Origin of the sequence: Streptomyces pseudovenezuelae, assembly GCF_029892565.1 — a bacterium.
Classification (GTDB): Bacteria; Actinomycetota; Actinomycetes; order Streptomycetales; family Streptomycetaceae; genus Streptomyces; species Streptomyces pseudovenezuelae_A.
The window spans coordinates 467,755-484,964 of the sequence record NZ_JARXVH010000001.1; the positions used below are offsets into that span (position 1 = coordinate 467,755).

Below are 17,210 nucleotides of genomic sequence, written 5' to 3' on the forward strand. Positions count from 1 at the left end.
AGACGTTCTCCACGGCCGCCCGTCAGGCTCGTCGGCACGCGTCCGCGGGTGCCGGACCGCGGGACACGACAAGACGAGGACGGCCTTGACCATGCCGATCGGTGAGCACGACAGCAACGCCTTGAGCGACGTCCGCACGACCGAAGACGCCGGGGCCGGCCCGGAAGTGACCTTCGTGAACAGGTTCACCGTGCACGGGCCGGCCGAGGAGTTCGAGGAGGTCTTCGCCCGGACGTCCGCCTTCATGGCGCGCCGGCCCGGATTCGTGCGACACAGCCTGCTGCGCGAGGCGGACGGAGCGGCCGACTATGTGAACATCGCCGTGTGGACGGACCGGGCCTCGTTCCAACAGGCCGTACAGCACCCGGAGTTCGCTCCGCACGCCGCAGCGCTGCGCGCCCTGAGCCGGAGCGAGAACGGGCTCTTCACGGCCCGGCTGTCGGTGACGGCGGGCGCTGTCGGCGAGGCCGCCCCGGAACGCACGCGCTGACCTCGGCGGCGACGCGTGCCCCGGGCCGACCGGCCAGGTCGACGGCGGTGAACGAGACGGTCAGGACAGGGTCTTGAGGACCTCACGAAGGGCCTCGATGACCCTGTCCTGCGCTTCCGGTGCCAGCGAGGGGTACATGGGCAACGAGAAGATCTCGCGGGCCAGCCGCTCGGTGACGGGCAGCGAGCCCTCCGGGTACCCGAGGTGCGCGAAGCCGGTCATCGTGTGGACGGGCCAGGGGTAGCTGACGTTCAGCTCGATGTCCCGGTCCTTGAGGGCGTCGATGATCTCGTCCCGACGCGGGTGGCGCACCACATGGACGTAGTACACGTGCTCGTTGCCCGGGACCGTCTCGGGCAGGATCAGCTCGGTGTCGGCGAGCCCCTCGGCATAGCGCCGGGCCACCTCGCGCCGGTCCGCCACATAGGTTTCCAGCCGCTTGAGCTTGCGGCGGAGGATCTCGGCCTGCACCTCGTCGAGCCGGCTGTTGTGGCCGGGCAGGGCGGTGACGTAGTACCGCTCCTCCATGCCGTAGTAGCGCAGTCGACGCAGCCTGGCGTCCACCTCCTCGTCGGCCGTGATGACGGCGCCGCCGTCGCCGTAGGCGCCCAGGACCTTGGTCGGGTAGAAGGAGAAGGCGGCGGCCGAGCCCATGGTTCCGGCCGGTCGGCCGTGGTGGCGGGCGCCGTGCGCCTGGGCGCAGTCCTCCAGGATGGCCAGACCGTGCCGGGCCGCCAGTTCCTCAAGGGGTGCCATGTCGACGCACTGTCCGTAGAGGTGGACCGGGAGCAGACAGCGGGTACGCGGGGTGATGGCGCTCGCCACCTGGGAGACGTCCATGAGGTAGTCCTCGCGCACGTCGACGAAGACCGGTGTCGCTCCGGTGCCGACGATGGCGACCACGGTCGGGGCCGCGGTGTTGGAGACGGTGATCACCTCGTCCCCTGGCCCCACACCGAGGGCCTCCAGGCCGAGTTTGACGGCGTTGGTGCCGTTGTCCACGCCGACACAGTGCCGGACCCCGTGCCGGGCGGCGAACTCCTCCTCGAACGACCGGACACCGTCGGCGAGGACCAGCCGACCGGAGCCGAAGACGGTGTCGACCGCGTCGAGAATCTCCTCCCGTTCGGCCGCGTACTCGTCCAGATATCCCCACACACGAATGACCACAGATACTCTCCAATTCCGCTCGGATGGTTATCGATCTCAGCGGATTACGCTCGTATCGACCTCGATTGCGCCTCAATTCGGGATTTCTGTTCTTGTGGCGCCTCATATCACGTGTATAGCATCCTGAACATGAAAGGAATCATTCTGGCCGGAGGATCCGGAAGTCGTCTGCATCCGATCACTCTGGCCGTGTCGAAACAGCTTCTGCCGGTCGGCGACAAACCGATGATCTACTACCCGCTCTCGGTCCTGATGCTCGCGGACATCCGGGAGATCCTGATCATCACCACACCACACGACCTCCCCCAGTTCCAGCGCCTGCTCGGCGACGGCAGCGACCTGGGACTCCACATCGACTATGCGGAACAGCCCAAGCCGAACGGCATCGCGGAGGCCTTCGTCATCGGCGCCGACCACATCGGGGACGACTCCGTGGCCCTGGTCCTCGGCGACAACATCTTCCACGGGCCGTCTTTCTCCAAGGTGCTCGCGAAGGAACGAGAGGAATTGGACGGGTGCCTGCTTTTCGGTTACGAAGTGCACGACCCCGAGCGTTACGGAGTGGGCGAGACCGACAAGGAAGGAATGCTGATATCGATCGAGGAGAAACCGTCTCGACCGCGTTCGAATCGAGCGATCACCGGCCTGTACTTCTACGCCAACGACGTGGTCGCCCGGGCTGCCGAATTACGCCCGTCCGCGCGCGGCGAATTGGAGATCACCGATCTCAACCGCATCTACCTGGAAGACGGCCGGGCTCGGCTGCGGGCACTCGGCCGGGGTTTCGCCTGGCTGGACACCGGGACCCCCGAGTCCCTGCTCCAGGCCGCCCAGTACGTGCGGACCCTGGAGGAGCGACAGGGGGTGCGGATCGCCTGCGTCGAGGAGGTCGCCCTGCGGAAGGGGTTCATCGGCCCCGAGGAGTGCCACCGGCTGGGCGCGCTGATGGACAGTTCGGACTACGGCCGCTACGTGATGACCATCGCCGACGAGGTCGCGGCGGCACGGTGAACGGCCCGCTGTGAACGCTCCCCGGGCGCCGCGGCCTCTCAGCGGCGGCGGGCGACGAAAAGGCCTCGGGCCGTCCACTCGGACCGGATGTACTCCGCAGGGCACCCGGCGTCGGCGAAGGCGGCCAGGTACTCCTCCTCGGTGAACAGGGTGAGGAGGTCGATCTCGGTGAACTCCCGTATGCCCCCTGCCTCTCCGACCAGGAACCGGACCTCCATCCGCGTGGTCCGGTCCTGGCGGGTGGAATGTGACATCCGGGCGACCGTCCGGTGCTCGTCGCTCGCCAGGTCGCCGGCCACGTATCCGTCGAGGAACCGGTCCGGGAACCACCAGGGTTCGACCACGAGCACCCCGCCGGGATTCAAGTGGCGGGCCATGGTGGCGACGGCCGCCCGCAGGTCCGGGAGGGTCGGCAAATAGCCGATGGCGGTGAAGAGGCAGACCACTGCGTCGAAGGCGCGCCCGACGTCGAAGGCGCGCATGTCGCCCTGGTGAAGCGGCAGTTCGGGGAGCCGGACGGCGGCACGCGCCAGCATGGCGGAGGAGAGTTCCAGTCCCTCGGTGTGGGCGAAGAGACCGGCGAAGGTCTCCAGATGGGCGCCGGTCCCACAGGCGACGTCCAGCAGGGAGTCCGCGGCGGGCAACTGGTCCCTGATCAGGCGGGCGATGTCGGTCGCCTCCGTGTCCCAGTCCTTGCCGCGGGCGCGGTAGACCAGTTCGTAGACGTCCGCCAGGTCGTGGCCGAACATCGGCCTCCTTCGAGTGCGGGCCCGGGATCGGGCGGCGATGGGATCGGGACGGGGCTCAGTCGTCGACGAGGGCGACCGCGCGGGTCCAACCGGCGCCGGCCCCGGCGATCTTCACGGGGAGGCAGGAGACCTGGAAGCCGTCCGGTCCGGGCAGCGCGTCCAGGTGGGCCAGCCGTTCGATCTGGCAGTACTCGCGGTCCCTGCCGATCATGTGCGCGGGCCACAGCACCGCGCGGTCCCCGGTGGCCCGGTAGCGGGCGATGATGTCGCCGAAGGGGGCGTCCAGGCTGAACGCGTCCGTGCCGATGACCCGGACGCCGAAGTCGAGGAGTAGATGGACCGCGGGTCCGTCGAGGCCCGCGAACTCGGTGAAGTACCGCTCGGTGCCCCGGTGGCGCTGCGCCCCGGTGTGCAGCAGCACGATGTCCAGCGGGCGCGGGGTGCGCCCGATCCGGGCGAACTCCTTCTCCAGCCGGTCCGCGCCGATCACGCCGGTGGGCGCGTCGCTGGCGTCCAGCACCAGGCCGGGACGCAGGAACCAGTCCAGGGGCATGCGGTCGATGTGCCGCGGGACGCCGTCGCCGTAGCCGGCCCGGGACCCGTAATGCGAGGGGGCGTCCACGTGGGTGCCGGTGTGGGTGGTGAGGGTGATGCGGTCGAGGGAGAGGAACTCCCCGTCGGGCAGCTCGTCCGGGTCGAGGTCGATGCCGAAGTGGGTGCGCATCTCCTCGCTCATGTGCAGGGCGCCCTCGCGCGGGGTGAGGACGTGGTGCTCCACGGGGTCGGGTTCCCATTGCGCCGCGTCCACCGGCGAGGACAGGTCGATGAGCCGCAAGTCGTACCTCCGTGCGGTCGGGAGCCGGCGTGAGGCTCGGCATCCTCGCGACCGGGGCCGGAGCAACGGTGGAGCCGTGCTGGAGGCCCGGACCGGCCCAGGTCGAGCCCGGCTCGAAGGAGGCGCGCGAGCATCGACGCCAGCGTCCCGCGGCCCCGCGGGCGAGGAGGGAGATCCGTGTTGGAGTCCGTCAGTCCCCCGTACGCGTCGCTCTGCGCCGACGTACAGCGGTTCCACGCCCGGCAGATGCACCTGCTGGACTCCGGGGACGCCGAGGCGTGGGCCGCCACCTTCACCGAGGACGGGCTGTTCGCACCGCCCTCGGCGCCCGAGCCGATCCGCGGGCGCGCCGCCCTGGCGGCCGGAGTCCGCGCCGCGCACGAGGAGTTGGCGGCTGAGGGCGAGACGCGCCGTCACCTGCTGACCACCACGGCGGTGGCGGACCCGGAGCCGGACGGCTCGGTCCGGGTGCGCTCGTACGTGCAGGTGGTGGCGACCCGGCGGGCGGAGGCGCCCCGGCTGCTGCTCATGTGCGTGTGCGAGGACGTGTTGGTCGTCGAGGACGGGGAGTGGAAGGTGCGCGAGCGGTACGTGTCCCGCGACGACCGTCCCTGAGCGCCCGGCGAGGCCCGGCGGACGTCTCCTTGACGTTCCGTCGGGCCTCGGGCGTGCCGCCGTCCGCGTCTACCGCACGGAGTCGGCGGAGACGATCGTCGGTTTGGGGAAGGGCAGGATGAAACGGCCGCCGCCGCGCAGGAAGTCGGCCTCCTTGCGCAGGATCTCGTCGGCGTAGTTCCAGGCCAGCATCAGATAGACGTCGGGCGGGTCGGCCCGGGCGTGGTCGGGGCTGCGGACCGGGATGTGCGTACCGGGCAGCACCTTGTCCTGTTTGAGCACGGTGGTGTCCGTGCAGTAGGAGACCTCGGTCGGTCCCAGGCCGCAGATGTTGAGAATCGTGGTGCCCTTGGCCGAGGCCCCGTAGCCGGCCACCCGGCTGCCCTCCGCGACCAGGGTGCGCACCAGGGCCGGCAGATCCTCCCGCACGCCCCGCACCCCGCGTACGAACTCCTCGTACCCGATGTCGCTGCCCAGGTCCGCCCGTTCCTCCGCCGCGATCAGCTCGCCGACGATGTCGGTGACCGGGTGCCGTGCCTCGGGCCGGCCGACGAGGACCAGGAGCGAGCCGCCGTGGATCGCGAGCCGCTCCACGTCGAACAGGCGCAGCCCGTGGCGGGTGAAGAGCGTGTCCAGGGTGCGTACCAGGAAGTACGACAGGTGCTCGTGGTAGATGGTGTCGAAGGCGTGCTTCTCCAACAGGTCGACCGCGTACGGGACTTCGATGGCGAAGACCCCGTCGGGGGCGAGCAGCGCGCGGACGCCGGCGAGCACTCCGGTCAGGTCGTCGATGTGGGCGAAGACGTGCCGGCCGAGGATGAGCCGTGCTGGGCCGTGCTCGTCGCGGACGGCCTCGGCGCAGGAGGGGTCGAAGAACTCGGGGAGCGTGCGGATACCGCGCTCGTTGGCGACGGCCGCCAGGTTGAGGGCGGGGTCCACGCCGAGCACCCGGGCACCGTCCCGGGCGAAGGCGGCGAGCTGTTGGCCGGTGTTGCTGCCCAGTTCCACCACCAGGTCGCCGGGGGCGAGTCGGCCGCGCTCCCGGCAGACGGACGCGACGAACTCCATGTGCCGGGTGATGGTCTCGGAGTCCGAGGTGACGTAACTGTAGGTGCGGTACAGCACTTCGGGATCGACGACGTGGGTGACGCTCATCAGCCGGCAGGAGCGGCAGGAGACCACGCCGAGCGGGTAGGCCGGTTCGTGCTCGTAGGAGGCGGCCGGTTCCAGGAACGCGTTGGCCAGCGGCACTTCGCCGAAGGAGACCACCTCCTGCCAGTCCCTCGCGCCGCACACCCTGCACCTGGTGACCGGCCGTACGTTCTCGGTGTTCATGTCCGGACCTTCCTCTCCGCGGTCGGCGCCGGCTCCGCCGGCATCAGCAGGCTCTGCAGGCAGGCCACCAGGCTGCGGGCCTGGATGTTGAGGTAGTGGCTGTGGCGCAGCAGTTCGACGAGCTGGTGCACGGTCATCCACCGGTACTCGGGATCGTCGGGCGGGACGTCGGGGCCGGCGTCGGCGGTGGTGTCGACGATCAGGTAGCGGTTGCGCGCGTGGTGGAAGCGGCCGCCCTCCTCCGAGAGGACCGATTCGAACCGGACGCGTTCGGGTGCCGCCTGTTCCACCGCGTCCAGGAAGCGTGGCCGGGCGCTCGCGGGCAGATGTTCGTAGGAGGCGGGGGTGCACTGAACGGTGGGTGCCAGTTCCGCCACGTCCATGTAGCCCGCTTCGACCCGGGCGTTCATCAGCACGTGCAGCACCCCGTCGACGCTCCGGGTCAGGAAGGCGACGACGCCGGTGCCGTGCGGCTCGACCATCGGCTGGGCCCAGTGGGCGACCTCGCGTCCACCGGCCTGCACGCGGACGCCGATGACGTCGAAGAAGGCTCCGGTGTCGTGCGAGATCCGCTCCGGGGTGCGGTGCCAGCCGCGCAGTCCGGCCAGCGGAACGCGGCGGGCACGGACCTCGGTGCGGGTGCGGGCCTCGGTGATCCAGCTGAGTACGGCGCCGAGGGGGTGGCGGGACTCGGCGGAGGGGTCGCAGGAGCGCAGCAGGGCGGCGCGGAACGCGTCCGCCGGCGGGCCGAGTTCGCGGGCCAGCTCCGCGTGGGTGAAGGGCAGACAGGACAGGACGGTACGGGCGTCCATGTTGACCAGGTCGTCCTCGGCGAGCAGCCGGTGCAGCTGGCCGAGCGTCAGCCAGCGGAAGCCCTCGTGGACTTCCACCTCCCCGTCGGCCTCGACCACCATGTTCCGGTTGCGTTTGTGGTGGAAGGCCGAGCCCTGTTCGGACTGCCGGACGTCGACGAGCGGGCCCCGGGGCCCGGGGTCGCGGAACCGGCCCAGGTAGGGCACGGGCCGGCCGCCGTGAACTCCGGTGTAGTTGCTGCGCGTTGCCTGCACGGTCGGGGAGATCTGCACGCCGCCCGCGTTGCCGGGTTCGACCTTGGCCTGCATCAGACAGTGCAGGATCCCGTCGAACTCCTTGACCAGGATGCCCAGGACGCCGACCTCGGGCTGGTTGATGATGGGCTGGCTCCAGGCGGGCACGGGGCCGGCCGGCATCCGCACGTCCAGGCCCTCGACGGTGAAGAAGCCGCCGCTGTGGTGACGCAGGTTGCCGGTGTCCGGGTCGGTCTCCCAGCCGGTCAGGTCGTCGAGCGGGACCCGCTCCACCCGGGTGAAGGCGCGTTTGCCCGCCTCGGCGTACCAGTCGTGGAAGTCGGTGTGCGCGGTGAGTCCGCCGTCGCGGGCGTGCGCCGAAGCGGCGACGCGCAATGGTGTGGCGGTCGTGCGGGGCCGGCGCGCGAGGCGCGTGGTGGCTTCGGTCATGGCTGCTCCACAGGGTGGTCCGCGCGGCCGGCGGCCCACATGTCCTTGATCGATTCGGGCAGGTCCACCGTCGGCCGCCAGCCCAGCAGCCGGGCCGCACGGCCGATGTCGACGAGGGTCCAGTCGCCGCCCCGGGAGTCCACCGGGGCGGTGCGCACCCGGACCGCGCCCGGGGGTGGTCCGGCGACGCCGATGAGCAGGTCGAGCAGGTGGGACATGGGGACGGCCTCGCCGCGGCCCACGTTGATCACCTGCCCGGTCACCGGGGCGGCCACCGCCGCGAGGACGGCAGCTGCCAGGTCCCGTACGTCGAGGAAGTCCCGGCGGGCGTCGGCCACCGTCAGCTCGGTCGGCCGGTCCGGCGTGGCAGCGCGCAGTCGGCGGGCGGCGACGCCCAGGAAACCGACGCCCGCCGCGTCCGGGCCGCAGAGATTCACGGCGCGCAGCACCACACCGTCCACGAGCCCGGCACGGGTGGCGCGGAGGACGGCCTCGGCGCCGGCGAGTTTGGTGCGCGCGTAGGCCGACACGGGGCGCGGCTCGCGCGTCTCGTCGGCGGCGGTGCCGGCGGGCAGCGGGCCGTACTCGTGCACGGACCCGATCTGCACCAGGCGCACAGGGCTCGGCGCCCGGGCAAGCGCGGCGATCAGGTTCTCCACCAGCCGGACGTGGGCGCGCTGGTTCTCCGCCTCGCCGCTGACCCAGCCGCCGGCCGCGTTGACCACGGTGTCCACCCGGGCCCCGGTCAGCAGTCCGGCGAGTTCGGCCGGGTCGGCGGCGGCCACGTCGAGGGCGCGGAACCGGCGGCCGGTCGGGTCCGGCGGCGGCCGGAGCGCCACTTCGAGGACCGGCCGGCCGGCCCGGGTGAACGCGGTGGTCACCGCGCGGCCCACACAGCCGGTCGCGCCGAGCACCGCGACGGCGGGCTCACGGTCGGCGCTCATCGGACCGGGCCGCCGCACAAGGCCCGTTCGATCTCCAGGCACCGGCGGTACTCCGGGAGGGTGCCGGCCTTCTCGGCCGTCTCCAGGGTGGGCGCGGCCCGGTCCCGTTCGGACATGACCGGGTCGATGTCCTCGGGCATCGGGAGGTCGAGGGCCGGATCGAACACGGAGAGGGCCAGTTCGTGCTCCGGCTCGTACTCGCCGGAGAGCATGTACGCCATCACGGTGTCGTCCTCCAGGGCCACGAAGGCGTGGGCGACGCCGACCGGGAAGTACACGGCACGGAACGCCTGTTGATCGAGCAGGACGGCCTCCGATCGACCGTAGGTGGGAGAGCCGACGCGGACGTCGATGACGATGTCCAGGGCCCGTCCGCGCGGGCAGTAGACGTACTTGGCGACGCCCGGGGGCGTGAGCGTGTAGTGGGCGCCCCGGATCGAACCGCGCCGGGAGCGGCTGTGGTTGGTCTGGGCCACCGGGAACAGAGGGTGGCCCAGGGCCTTTCGGGCCGCTGCCTCCTGGAAGGGGGAGACGAACAGGCCTCGTTCGTCGGTGAAGATCCTCGGCCGGAACTCGAACGCGCCGTCCACGGCGAGTTGTCGCGACTCCATGACACCGTCCTCGTTGCTGGTGGTGGCGCCGGCATGGCCGGCGGATCCTGCGGTCAGATGACGCGGACCTCGGGCACGTAGACGATCCAGCGCCCGCCGGACTCGCGGAACAGTCGCTCCTTCGCCGTGATCTCCTCGGCGTGGTTCCAGGCGAACAGCAGCGCGTAGTCCGGGTACGGCTCGGTGAGGGCCTCGGTGGGGCGGACCGGGATGTGCGAGCCGGGCATGAGCTTTCCGTGCTTGGCCGGGGTCACATCGCAGACCCAGTCGATCGAATCGGGCCCGATGCCGCAGAAGTTGGTCACCGTTGCGCTCTTGGCGGTGGCGCCGTAGCCGACGATCCGCTTGCCGTCGGCGCGCAACTTCCGTAGCAGTTCGGTCAGTTCGGTGCGGACGCGTTCGACCCCGGCGGCGAAGCGGTCGAGCACCTCGGGAGTGTCGAGCCCCCGGCGCTCCTCCTCGGCGGCCAGCTCGGCGACGGCGCGGCTCGGGGTCTGCCGGCCCACCCGCTTGAGGGTGTAGCGGAGTTCGCCACCGTGCACCGGGAGCCGTTCGACGTCGACGACCTCGAAGCCGAAGCGGGCGGCGGCCGCCTGCACCGAGCGCACGGTGAAGAAGTAGAAGTGCTCGTCGTAGATCTGGTCGAAGGCGGTGCGTTCCAGGATGTCGCCGAGGTAGGGGTCCTCGAAGACGAAGGCGCCGTCCGGTGCCAGCAGGGTGTCGAGGCCGCGGAAGACGGAGTCGAGGTAGGGGATGTGGCAGATGGTGTTGGCCGAGTAGACAAGATCGGCGGGCCCGTCCGCGGCGACGATCCGGGCCGCGGTCGCCTCCTCGAAGAACTCGGTGCGCACCCGGACGCCCTGCAGACGGGCGAGTTCGGCGACGCCGCCGGAGGGTTCGACGCCGAGGTGGCGTAGGCCCTCCTTGGCCAGGGCCCGCAGCATCACGCCGTCGTTGCAGCCGATCTCCACCACGAACGGGTCGGGGCCGCGCAGGTGTTCACCGGAGAGCCGGCCGGCGGTCTGCTCGAAGTGGCGGCGCATGTGGACCGAGCCGGACGAGTGGTAGGGGTAGGCGTCGTGGAACATCCGGTCCCGGTCGACCTCGTCCAGGAGCTGGGCCATGCCGCAGGACTCGCAGGTCCCGACGGCGAGTCGGTAGAAGTACTCCTCGTCGACGCGGTCGGGGTCGACGAACGCGTCGGACAGTGGCTGGCGCCCGAAGTCGAAGAACTGACGGACGGGTCCTCCACAGACACGGCACATGGGGCCTTCCTCTGGTTCATAGGGTCCGAGGTCCGGGCGGGAACTGCTCGCGGACGGTTCCGTGGCGGGCGGCGGGGAAGCGGAACACGCTCCCCGTGATCGGGGAGCGGAGCCGACGCAGTACCTCGTCGGTCCGGACGAGACCGGGCAGGTTCGCGGCGAGCGCCCGCAGCGCCGCGTCCGTCGCGAGGCGCGTCGCGGAGCCGACGAGACCGCCCGCGTGCCCGTCCTCCGGGAGGGGATGCCGGTCGTGGGCGGGCCGATGGATATCGAACCGGTCCGGGTCGGGGTGCCGGCCCGGGTCGCGGTGGGCCGCCCCGATCAGTACGACGAGTTCCTCACCCGCCGCCACCGGGGTCCCGGCGAGTTCCAGGTCCCGGCGCGCGTAGAGCCGGTGCAGCCGGACGGGCGGCGCGTGCCGCAGCGTCTCCGCGACGGCGTCCGAGGCGAGTTCGGGGTCCTCGCACAACGCCCGCCACTGGTCGGGGTGGTCCAGGAGGAGCGCGACCGCGTTGCCGGTCAACGTGGTGGCGGCCTCGATACCGACGAAGGTCAGCAGGGCGCACACGGTCACCACGTCGGTGGCCACGGGAGACCGGTCACGTCCCGGAGTCCGGAGCAGCCGGCTGATGAGCCCCCGCCCGCCCGCGAAACCGCCGGAGGCCGCTTCCTCAACCGTCTGCGCAAGCAGGGTGTGCAGTTCCGGAAGGGCGGTGCGGTAGCGGCGGGCTGTGTCCAGGCGGGGTGGGCAGAGTGTGGCGTCCAGGACGCCGGCGACCGCCGCGGACAGCTCTGCGAAGCGGGCGGCCCGGTGGTCCGGCAGGCCGAGCAGTACGCGGGCGGCCTCCACCGTGGCCGGCCGGATCAGGTCGTCGACCAGGTCGAACCGCTCCCCCAGCGCTGACGCCCGGCTCCGGTAGTTCCGGACAGCCGCAGCGTGCCACGGACGCAGGGCTTGCTCGCCGAGGAAAGGGTCGGCCCAGTGCCGTAGCCGCTCGTACTCCTCCCGGTCGAGCGCGGCCGGAAGACCGGTCAACGGAAGTGCCTCGTACAGGGCCGGCACGTCCCAAGGCGCTGGCTCCTCGGCCAACTCGACGTGCGGGGTGCGGGCCGACGGAGGGCGTGGGGTCATGCGTCCGTCGGCCAGGGCCGCGGCGGCCACCTCGTGGTCGGCCGTCACCCATGCCCCGGCGCTGCTCCAGTAAAGGGGGCCCCGTCGGCGGACGCGTCGGCCCAGTTCGGCCGGGTCGTCTCCGGCCGCGCGGAGCAGCAGCGCGTACGGGTCGCCTTTGGTGCCCAGGATCCATTGGACTCCGCGCAGGGTCAGCAGTACGCGTCCCAGCGCGGCGTCGGTCATGCTCGCCACCATGGGAGGGGACGCTAGGCAGGCATCCTCGACCGCCCCTCGATTCTCCGTGGCTCGGGCCGGACCGGCCGTCGAGCCGGGCACGAGGAGGGCGTGGCACCGGAGCCCTAGGGTGACGCGGCCATGGACATCATCGGCAAGGGTTTCATCGCCCGGCATCTGTGGCCGCTGCGCGAGGCGCATCCCGGGGTGACGGTGCTGGCGGCGGGCGTTCCGCGACAGCAGCTGCCGGACTCCGAGCACGAGCGGGAGGCGGAGCTGGTGCGCGACACGGTCGCACGTTGCCGGAACCGGGGCGAACTGCTCGTCTTCTTCTCCACGGCCAGCATGTACGGCGGCCCCGGCTGCCGGGGCCGCGAGGACGACCCGGTGGTCCCGACCACCCGCTACGGCCGGCACAAGTTCGCCCTTGAGCGGGTCGTACGGGAGTCGGGGGTGGACCACCTGGTGCTGCGCCTGGCCTATGTGCTGGGGCCGCACGGGCCCGACTTCCGGCTGGTGCCCGCCCTGGTGTCGCAGGTGCGGGCGGGGCGGGTGCGGGTGCATCCCGGCGCCCGGCGCGACCTGCTGCACGTGGCGGACTTCGTCACGCTGGTCGACGCGTTGCTGGCCTCCGGTGTGCGCGATGAGACGGTGAACGTGGCGTCCGGGGACTGCGTGGACGTGCTGGACGTGGTCGCGCACCTGAAGCGGCGCCTGGCTCTGGATGCCGAGGAGGTGGTGGCGGGCGGGGGTGAAAGCGCCTTCTCGCACTGTCCCTCGGTGGCCCGACTGCGGGCCCTCCTTCCCGAGTCCGCCGGCTCGGTCTTCGGCCCCGGCTACCACCGGCGCGCCCTGGACCGCTACCTGCGACAGACGGGCGACTGGTCGGCGCCGACGGGAGGGCAGTGACCCTCCAACGGTCGTCGAATCCCGCCGGACATCATCGGCTCCGTCCCGAACGCACCGGGGCGACCGAAGTCGAGTGAAGGAAGCGGGGAACGCGATGGCTACGCACGACAGGGACCGGGCGGTCACGGCGGATCTGCGCGACCCGAGAACCTCCTCGGGGCGCGCGCTGCTCGATCTGCTGAGCGGACACCTTCCCCTGGTGCGGGAGGGGGCCCCTCGGTCCGACCGGGACGGCGTCTTCCCGGTCGAGGTGTTCAAGGGACTGCGCGAGGAGGGCGTGCTCGCGGCCACCGTGCCGACGGAACTCGGCGGGCTGGGCGTCTCCTCGCTGCACGACGTCTGTCTGGCCCTGTCGACCGTGGCCGAGGCGGACGCGTCCACCGCGCTCGCGCTGCACATGCAGCTCAGCCGGGGGCTGACCCTCACCCACGAGTGGCGGCACGGCGCGGGTCGGGCACGTGCGCTGGCCGAGCGGCTGCTGGGGGGCATGGGCTCGCGCGAGGCGGTGGTGTGCACGACGGTCAAGGACGCGGGTGGGGGCCGGGTGGTCACCCGGCTGCGGTCGGCGCCGGACGGCGGCTGGACCCTGTCGGGGCGCAAGACGCTGGCGAGCCTCGCGCCGATCGCCACCGACTTCGTGGTCTCCGCCCGGGTGGAGGTGGCCGGCGTGACCCGGTCGGCCGCCGCCGTGCTGCCGCGGGACACCCCGGGGCTGACAGTCCTCGACAACTGGGACGGGCTCGGCATGCGGGCCTCCGGCAGCGTGGACATCCTGCTGGAGGACTGTCCGATCCGGGCCGGGGACGTCTTCCTGCGAGGACCGGTCGGGGAGCGCGACGACGCGGCCCTGGCGGGGCAGACGGTCAGTTCGGTCACCATGCTGGGGATCTATGTCGGTGTGGCCCAGGCCGCCCGGGACCATGCGGCGGCCGAACTCAACCGCCGGGGCGGAGCGCCGGCGGCGGGAACGCGCACCCTGCTCGCCGAGATCGAGGCCCGCCTGCACGCGCTGCGGTCCACGGTGGCGGGCACCCTGTCCGTGGCGGACTTCCTGGCGTACGAGTTCGACGGCGACCCGGTGGAGCGCGGCCGGCGCATGATGTTCGACTTCCAGCGCGCGAAGCTGACGGTCAACCGGATGGCACCGGAGATAGTCGCCGACTGTGTGACGGTCGTCGGCGGTGCCTCCTACGCCTGGTCCCATCCGCTGGCCCGGTTCCACCGGGACGTCCGAGCGGGCGCGTTCATGCATCCGTTCACCTATGCCGACGCGGTGGACTGGCTCTGCGAAGCGGCGCTGGAGGGTTCGAAGACCTGAGCCGGGGAGGGGGAGCAGACAGGGAGGGGAGGGCCGGTGACTTCGGCCCTCCCCTCCCTGTCTGCCTCCCGTGCCCACTGAGCTCGGGCCCGCGCCCTGCGCTATCCCCGCGCGTGGGCCGCCGCGTGCTCCATGGTGGTCGTGCTGTTGCGACTGAGGGCGTTCTGGACGAAGGCGCGGGCGTCGGCGACGGAGGCGTCCGGGCCGAGGACGGCAGGGATGGCCTCCTCGTTGAGGACCACGGTGTGGACGGAGGTGATCCGGGTCCCGTCCGCGTCCTCCCGGAACAGCCACCGCCCGGTGTGGGCCGTCATCAACGCCGGGGTGCGCAGCTGCTTGTAGACGATCCGCTCGTGCGGGAAGCAGATGCGCACGGAGCGCGTGGTGTGTGTACTCCCGTCCGGTGCGCGGGTCTCCATCTCCAGGGTCTGCACCCCAGGGACGTCCTCCGCCAGGGAGGCGCCGGCCACGTGGGGCAGTCGCTCAGGCCACAGGTGCGCCTCGTTGACGAACGCGTAGGCGTCCTTGGCGCCACCGCTGATCTCGACCGTGTCCTCGAAGGTCAGGATCAAGTCGGCGCGGGCCTCGGCCTGGTGGGCCGCGGTGCGCAGTGCGGCCAGTTCGGCGCCGCTGTTGCGGTCGATGGCCTGCTCGATCCAGGCCACCTTCTCGGGATCGTCGCCGACGGCGCGGAAGTCGTGCAGCAGGCGCACCCGGGTCTCGGTGGAGGAGACGGGCTCGACGATCCACTCCCCGCCCATGGCGGCCACCGGCGGCTGGGAGACCTCCTGACGGAAGCACACCGTCAGCCGGTCATGGTCCAACCGCCGGTGCGACGTCCAGTTCTTGACCTCGCCGTTGGCGGTGGCCCAGATCCGGATGCGCTCCTGCGTCCGGCTCCGCTCGACGTGCTCGACGTGCACGGTGGGCGGGAAGGTCTCCGGCCAGCGGCCGACGTCGACGATCAGGTCGAAGACGCGCCGCGCCGGGGCGTCCACCGTGACCGTGTGCTCGGTGTGGTGGGTGTCGGGATGTGACATGGTCCTCCGTCCGGCTCCGCTCGGGGTTCAGCGCGGCCAGCTTCGGTTCCGTCTCTGGTCGGTGACTCGACGACGGCTCGGCACTTCCCTTCCGGTCCATGTCGTCGTGCCGGCAGGGCGGTTCGAAGAGACGATCGGGACTGTCAGGTGTACTGACAAAGACGTCATTAACGTCTCTAAGCTCTCAGAAGTCAAGAGCCGAGAGCATCTGACTCTCCATCAGGCTGCGCGGGGCCGAGCCGACCGATCCCGCGCGGACCGTGCTCTCCGTGGCCCCGTGCCCCTCCACGAACCCGTACGGAGACCCCATGATCCATACCCGCGGGCTCACCCGCAGCTTCCGCGTCAAGGGAGACACCGTCGATGCCGTGCGCGGCCTGGACCTCGAGATCGATGCCGGTTCGGTGGTCGCCTTCCTCGGGCCGAACGGCGCCGGGAAGAGCACCAGTCTGCGCATGCTGACCACCCTGCTCCCCCCGTCCTCCGGTACCGCGACCGTCGCCGGCCACGACGTCGTGACCGACCCCGCCGGGGTCCGCCGCCGCATCGGCTACCTCGGCCAGGGCAACAGCGCCGGCGCCAACTTCCAGGTCACCGACGAACTGGTCACCCAGGGCCGGGCGTACGGCCTCAGCCGTGCCGACGCGTGTGCCCGGGCCGAGCGTCTGCTCGCCGCGCTCGAACTGGCGGACCTGGCCAAGCGCACGGTGGGCACCCTCTCCGGTGGCCAGCGCCGCCGCCTGGACATCGCCATGGCCCTGGTCCACGAACCCGGACTGCTCTTCCTCGACGAGCCCACCACCGGCCTCGATCCGCAGAGCCGCGCCAACATCTGGAAGCACGTGCTGCGGCTCCACAAGGACCTCGGCACCACGGTCGTCTTCACCACGCACTACCTGGAGGAGGCCGACCTCTGGGCGGAACGGGTCATGGTGGTCGACCACGGCCGGGTGATCGCCGACGGATCCCCGGAGCAGCTCAAGGCGGACCTGGCCGGCGATCTCATCACCCTGGGGACCGCGGGACCCACCGACGCGGACCGGGCCGCCGAGGTCGCCCGGGCCCTGTCCACCGTCCGCGAGGTGACCGTCGAGGAGACCGAGGTACGGGTACGTACCCCGCACGGCGAGACCCAACTCCCCATCCTGTTGCGGAACTTGGAGGCGACCGGCGTACAGGCGCTCACCGCACGCGTCGCCCGCCCCACCCTCGACGACGTTTTCCTCACGCTGACCGGCCGCACCCTGCGGGAGAACGCGGACGCGGACGCCCCGACCACGACACCGGACGGAGCCCGAGCATGAAGGTGATCACCGACACCCGGACCGCGTTCGCCCGCGAACTGGCGCCCGAACTCCGTCAGCCCGCCGGCCTCCTCTTCACGATGATGCTGCCGTTCCTCTTCCTCGCGCTCTTCGCGCCCCTGCTCCCGAGCATGGGCAAGGGCGGCGGCGGTACGGACCCGGGCTCCCCCTGGCAGTGGTTCGTGCCCGGCATGCTCGTCCTGCTGGGCCTCTCCTCCACCGCCGGGGCCGGCGCCTCCCTGCTCAACGAGATGTCCTCGGGCACCTTCGAGCGGATGCTGGTCACGCCGCTCAACCGGGCCGCGATGCTTGTCGGCCGGGCGTTGAAGGAGGTCGTGGTCCTGCTGACCCAGGCCCTGCTGATCCTCATCCTCCTGCTGCCCACCGACTTCCGGCTGCGCCCGCTCGGCGCCCTCGCGGGCCTGGCCCTGCTGACCGTCTTCGGCATCGGCATCGGCGCCCTCTCCTTCACCCTGGCCCTCCACTCCCGCAAACAGCAGACCCTCTTCTACGGGGTTCAGCAGGTGATCTTCTTCCCGTTGCTGCTGCTCTCCGGCGTCCTGCTGCCCATCACCCAGGACTCGGCACCGGGCTGGCTGTACGTCCTCAGCCGGATCAACCCGGTGACCTATGTGGTCGAGGCCGAACGCGCCCTGTTCGACGGCCGGTTCGGCGAGATGAACGTGCTGTACGGCGTCCTCGCGGCCGCGGCCGTCGCCGTACTGGGGGTCGCGGCCGGCATCCGCGGCATGCGCAACGCCTCCGTGTGA

Annotated in this window: 17 protein-coding genes; 7 read left to right on the plus strand and 10 right to left on the minus strand. The window is 71.4% G+C overall.

The window, feature by feature from the left end:
* Nucleotides 1-91 precede the first annotated feature (91 nt).
* Entirely contained in the window at nt 92-490 is a 399-nt protein-coding gene (locus M2283_RS02120; protein WP_280874182.1) for an antibiotic biosynthesis monooxygenase family protein, read from the plus strand.
* A 60-nt stretch (nt 491-550) separates the two neighbouring features.
* On the opposite strand, the gene M2283_RS02125 is transcribed toward M2283_RS02120, so the two are convergent.
* Nucleotides 551-1,660, minus strand: a complete 1,110-nt coding sequence (locus M2283_RS02125; RefSeq protein WP_280874183.1) for a DegT/DnrJ/EryC1/StrS family aminotransferase — start codon at nt 1,658-1,660, stop codon at nt 551-553.
* 129 nt (nt 1,661-1,789) lie between these two features.
* Between M2283_RS02125 and rfbA the strand changes: the two genes are divergently transcribed.
* A complete protein-coding gene (gene rfbA / locus M2283_RS02130; protein WP_280874184.1) occupies nt 1,790-2,671 on the plus strand; it encodes a glucose-1-phosphate thymidylyltransferase RfbA in 882 nt (293 codons plus the stop codon).
* A gap of 38 nt (nt 2,672-2,709) precedes the next feature.
* Here the strand turns inward: rfbA and M2283_RS02135 are convergent, their stop codons facing one another.
* Nucleotides 2,710-3,420, minus strand: a complete 711-nt coding sequence (locus tag M2283_RS02135) for a class I SAM-dependent methyltransferase (protein WP_280874185.1) — start codon at nt 3,418-3,420, stop codon at nt 2,710-2,712.
* A gap of 55 nt (nt 3,421-3,475) precedes the next feature.
* Nucleotides 3,476-4,255 (minus strand): cyclase family protein, encoded by a 780-nt coding sequence (locus M2283_RS02140; RefSeq protein ID WP_280874186.1) that lies wholly within the window; start codon nt 4,253-4,255, stop codon nt 3,476-3,478.
* A gap of 177 nt (nt 4,256-4,432) precedes the next feature.
* Between M2283_RS02140 and M2283_RS02145 the strand changes: the two genes are divergently transcribed.
* Nucleotides 4,433-4,870, plus strand: coding sequence for a nuclear transport factor 2 family protein (locus tag M2283_RS02145; RefSeq protein ID WP_280874187.1), 438 nt, complete (start codon nt 4,433-4,435; stop codon nt 4,868-4,870).
* Nucleotides 4,871-4,939: 69 nt separating this feature from the next.
* Here the strand turns inward: M2283_RS02145 and M2283_RS02150 are convergent, their stop codons facing one another.
* The 6 genes from M2283_RS02150 to M2283_RS02175 are packed head-to-tail and all read right to left on the minus strand — an operon-like array spanning nt 4,940 to nt 11,878.
* Nucleotides 4,940-6,205: a class I SAM-dependent methyltransferase gene (locus M2283_RS02150; protein WP_280874188.1), complete on the minus strand. Its 1,266-nt coding sequence runs from the start codon at nt 6,203-6,205 to the stop codon at nt 4,940-4,942.
* The gene (locus M2283_RS02155) at nt 6,202-7,701 is read right to left on the minus strand and encodes an NDP-hexose 2,3-dehydratase family protein (RefSeq protein WP_280874189.1); all 1,500 of its coding nucleotides are present in this window, start codon (nt 7,699-7,701) and stop codon (nt 6,202-6,204) included. Before M2283_RS02155 ends, M2283_RS02150 begins: the two co-directional genes overlap by 4 nt.
* Nucleotides 7,698-8,645: an NAD-dependent epimerase/dehydratase family protein gene (locus tag M2283_RS02160; RefSeq protein ID WP_280874190.1), complete on the minus strand. Its 948-nt coding sequence runs from the start codon at nt 8,643-8,645 to the stop codon at nt 7,698-7,700. The genes M2283_RS02155 and M2283_RS02160 overlap by 4 nt, the downstream gene beginning before the upstream one ends.
* Nucleotides 8,642-9,256 carry a dTDP-4-dehydrorhamnose 3,5-epimerase family protein gene (locus M2283_RS02165; protein ID WP_280874191.1) on the minus strand — a complete coding sequence of 205 codons (615 nt, stop codon included), beginning with the start codon at nt 9,254-9,256 and terminating at the stop codon, nt 8,642-8,644. Before M2283_RS02165 ends, M2283_RS02160 begins: the two co-directional genes overlap by 4 nt.
* Before the next feature lie 53 nt (nt 9,257-9,309).
* Nucleotides 9,310-10,521 carry a class I SAM-dependent methyltransferase gene (locus tag M2283_RS02170; protein WP_280874192.1) on the minus strand — a complete coding sequence of 404 codons (1,212 nt, stop codon included), beginning with the start codon at nt 10,519-10,521 and terminating at the stop codon, nt 9,310-9,312.
* Between the two features lie 16 nt (nt 10,522-10,537).
* Nucleotides 10,538-11,878, minus strand: coding sequence for a cytochrome P450 family protein (locus M2283_RS02175; RefSeq protein WP_280874193.1), 1,341 nt, complete (start codon nt 11,876-11,878; stop codon nt 10,538-10,540).
* Between the two features lie 132 nt (nt 11,879-12,010).
* Here M2283_RS02175 and M2283_RS02180 point away from each other — a divergent pair, with 132 nt between their 5' ends.
* A complete protein-coding gene (locus tag M2283_RS02180) occupies nt 12,011-12,778 on the plus strand; it encodes an NAD-dependent epimerase/dehydratase family protein (protein ID WP_280874194.1) in 768 nt (255 codons plus the stop codon).
* Between the two features lie 94 nt (nt 12,779-12,872).
* Complete coding sequence (locus M2283_RS02185; RefSeq protein WP_280874195.1) at nt 12,873-14,096, plus strand: acyl-CoA dehydrogenase family protein; 1,224 nt, start codon at nt 12,873-12,875, stop codon at nt 14,094-14,096.
* A 101-nt stretch (nt 14,097-14,197) separates the two neighbouring features.
* On the opposite strand, the gene M2283_RS02190 is transcribed toward M2283_RS02185, so the two are convergent.
* Complete coding sequence (locus tag M2283_RS02190) at nt 14,198-15,136, minus strand: aromatase/cyclase (protein WP_280874196.1); 939 nt, start codon at nt 15,134-15,136, stop codon at nt 14,198-14,200.
* 308 nt (nt 15,137-15,444) lie between these two features.
* Between M2283_RS02190 and M2283_RS02195 the strand changes: the two genes are divergently transcribed.
* Both M2283_RS02195 and M2283_RS02200 read left to right on the plus strand, forming a co-directional pair.
* The gene (locus M2283_RS02195; RefSeq protein ID WP_280874197.1) at nt 15,445-16,440 is read left to right on the plus strand and encodes an ATP-binding cassette domain-containing protein; all 996 of its coding nucleotides are present in this window, start codon (nt 15,445-15,447) and stop codon (nt 16,438-16,440) included.
* On the plus strand, nt 16,437-17,210 hold the full coding sequence (locus M2283_RS02200) for an ABC transporter permease (protein ID WP_280874198.1): 774 nt from the start codon (nt 16,437-16,439) through the stop codon (nt 17,208-17,210). The genes M2283_RS02195 and M2283_RS02200 overlap by 4 nt, the downstream gene beginning before the upstream one ends.

What these genes read in the sequence shown, in the direction of transcription:
- M2283_RS02120 (WP_280874182.1), top strand. Translation starts at nt 92, where the DNA reads ATGCCGATCGGTGAGCACGACAGCAACGCCTTGAGCGACGTCCGCACG.
- rfbA (WP_280874184.1), top strand. Translation starts at nt 1,790, where the DNA reads ATGAAAGGAATCATTCTGGCCGGAGGATCCGGAAGTCGTCTGCATCCG.
- M2283_RS02135 (WP_280874185.1), bottom strand. Translation starts at nt 3,420, where the DNA reads ATGTTCGGCCACGACCTGGCGGACGTCTACGAACTGGTCTACCGCGCC.
- M2283_RS02150 (WP_280874188.1), bottom strand. Translation starts at nt 6,205, where the DNA reads ATGAACACCGAGAACGTACGGCCGGTCACCAGGTGCAGGGTGTGCGGC.
- M2283_RS02155 (WP_280874189.1), bottom strand. Translation starts at nt 7,701, where the DNA reads ATGACCGAAGCCACCACGCGCCTCGCGCGCCGGCCCCGCACGACCGCC.
- M2283_RS02160 (WP_280874190.1), bottom strand. Translation starts at nt 8,645, where the DNA reads ATGAGCGCCGACCGTGAGCCCGCCGTCGCGGTGCTCGGCGCGACCGGC.
- M2283_RS02165 (WP_280874191.1), bottom strand. Translation starts at nt 9,256, where the DNA reads ATGGAGTCGCGACAACTCGCCGTGGACGGCGCGTTCGAGTTCCGGCCG.
- M2283_RS02170 (WP_280874192.1), bottom strand. Translation starts at nt 10,521, where the DNA reads ATGTGCCGTGTCTGTGGAGGACCCGTCCGTCAGTTCTTCGACTTCGGG.
- M2283_RS02175 (WP_280874193.1), bottom strand. Translation starts at nt 11,878, where the DNA reads ATGACCGACGCCGCGCTGGGACGCGTACTGCTGACCCTGCGCGGAGTC.
- M2283_RS02180 (WP_280874194.1), top strand. Translation starts at nt 12,011, where the DNA reads ATGGACATCATCGGCAAGGGTTTCATCGCCCGGCATCTGTGGCCGCTG.
- M2283_RS02185 (WP_280874195.1), top strand. Translation starts at nt 12,873, where the DNA reads ATGGCTACGCACGACAGGGACCGGGCGGTCACGGCGGATCTGCGCGAC.
- M2283_RS02190 (WP_280874196.1), bottom strand. Translation starts at nt 15,136, where the DNA reads ATGTCACATCCCGACACCCACCACACCGAGCACACGGTCACGGTGGAC.
- M2283_RS02195 (WP_280874197.1), top strand. Translation starts at nt 15,445, where the DNA reads ATGATCCATACCCGCGGGCTCACCCGCAGCTTCCGCGTCAAGGGAGAC.
- M2283_RS02200 (WP_280874198.1), top strand. Translation starts at nt 16,437, where the DNA reads ATGAAGGTGATCACCGACACCCGGACCGCGTTCGCCCGCGAACTGGCG.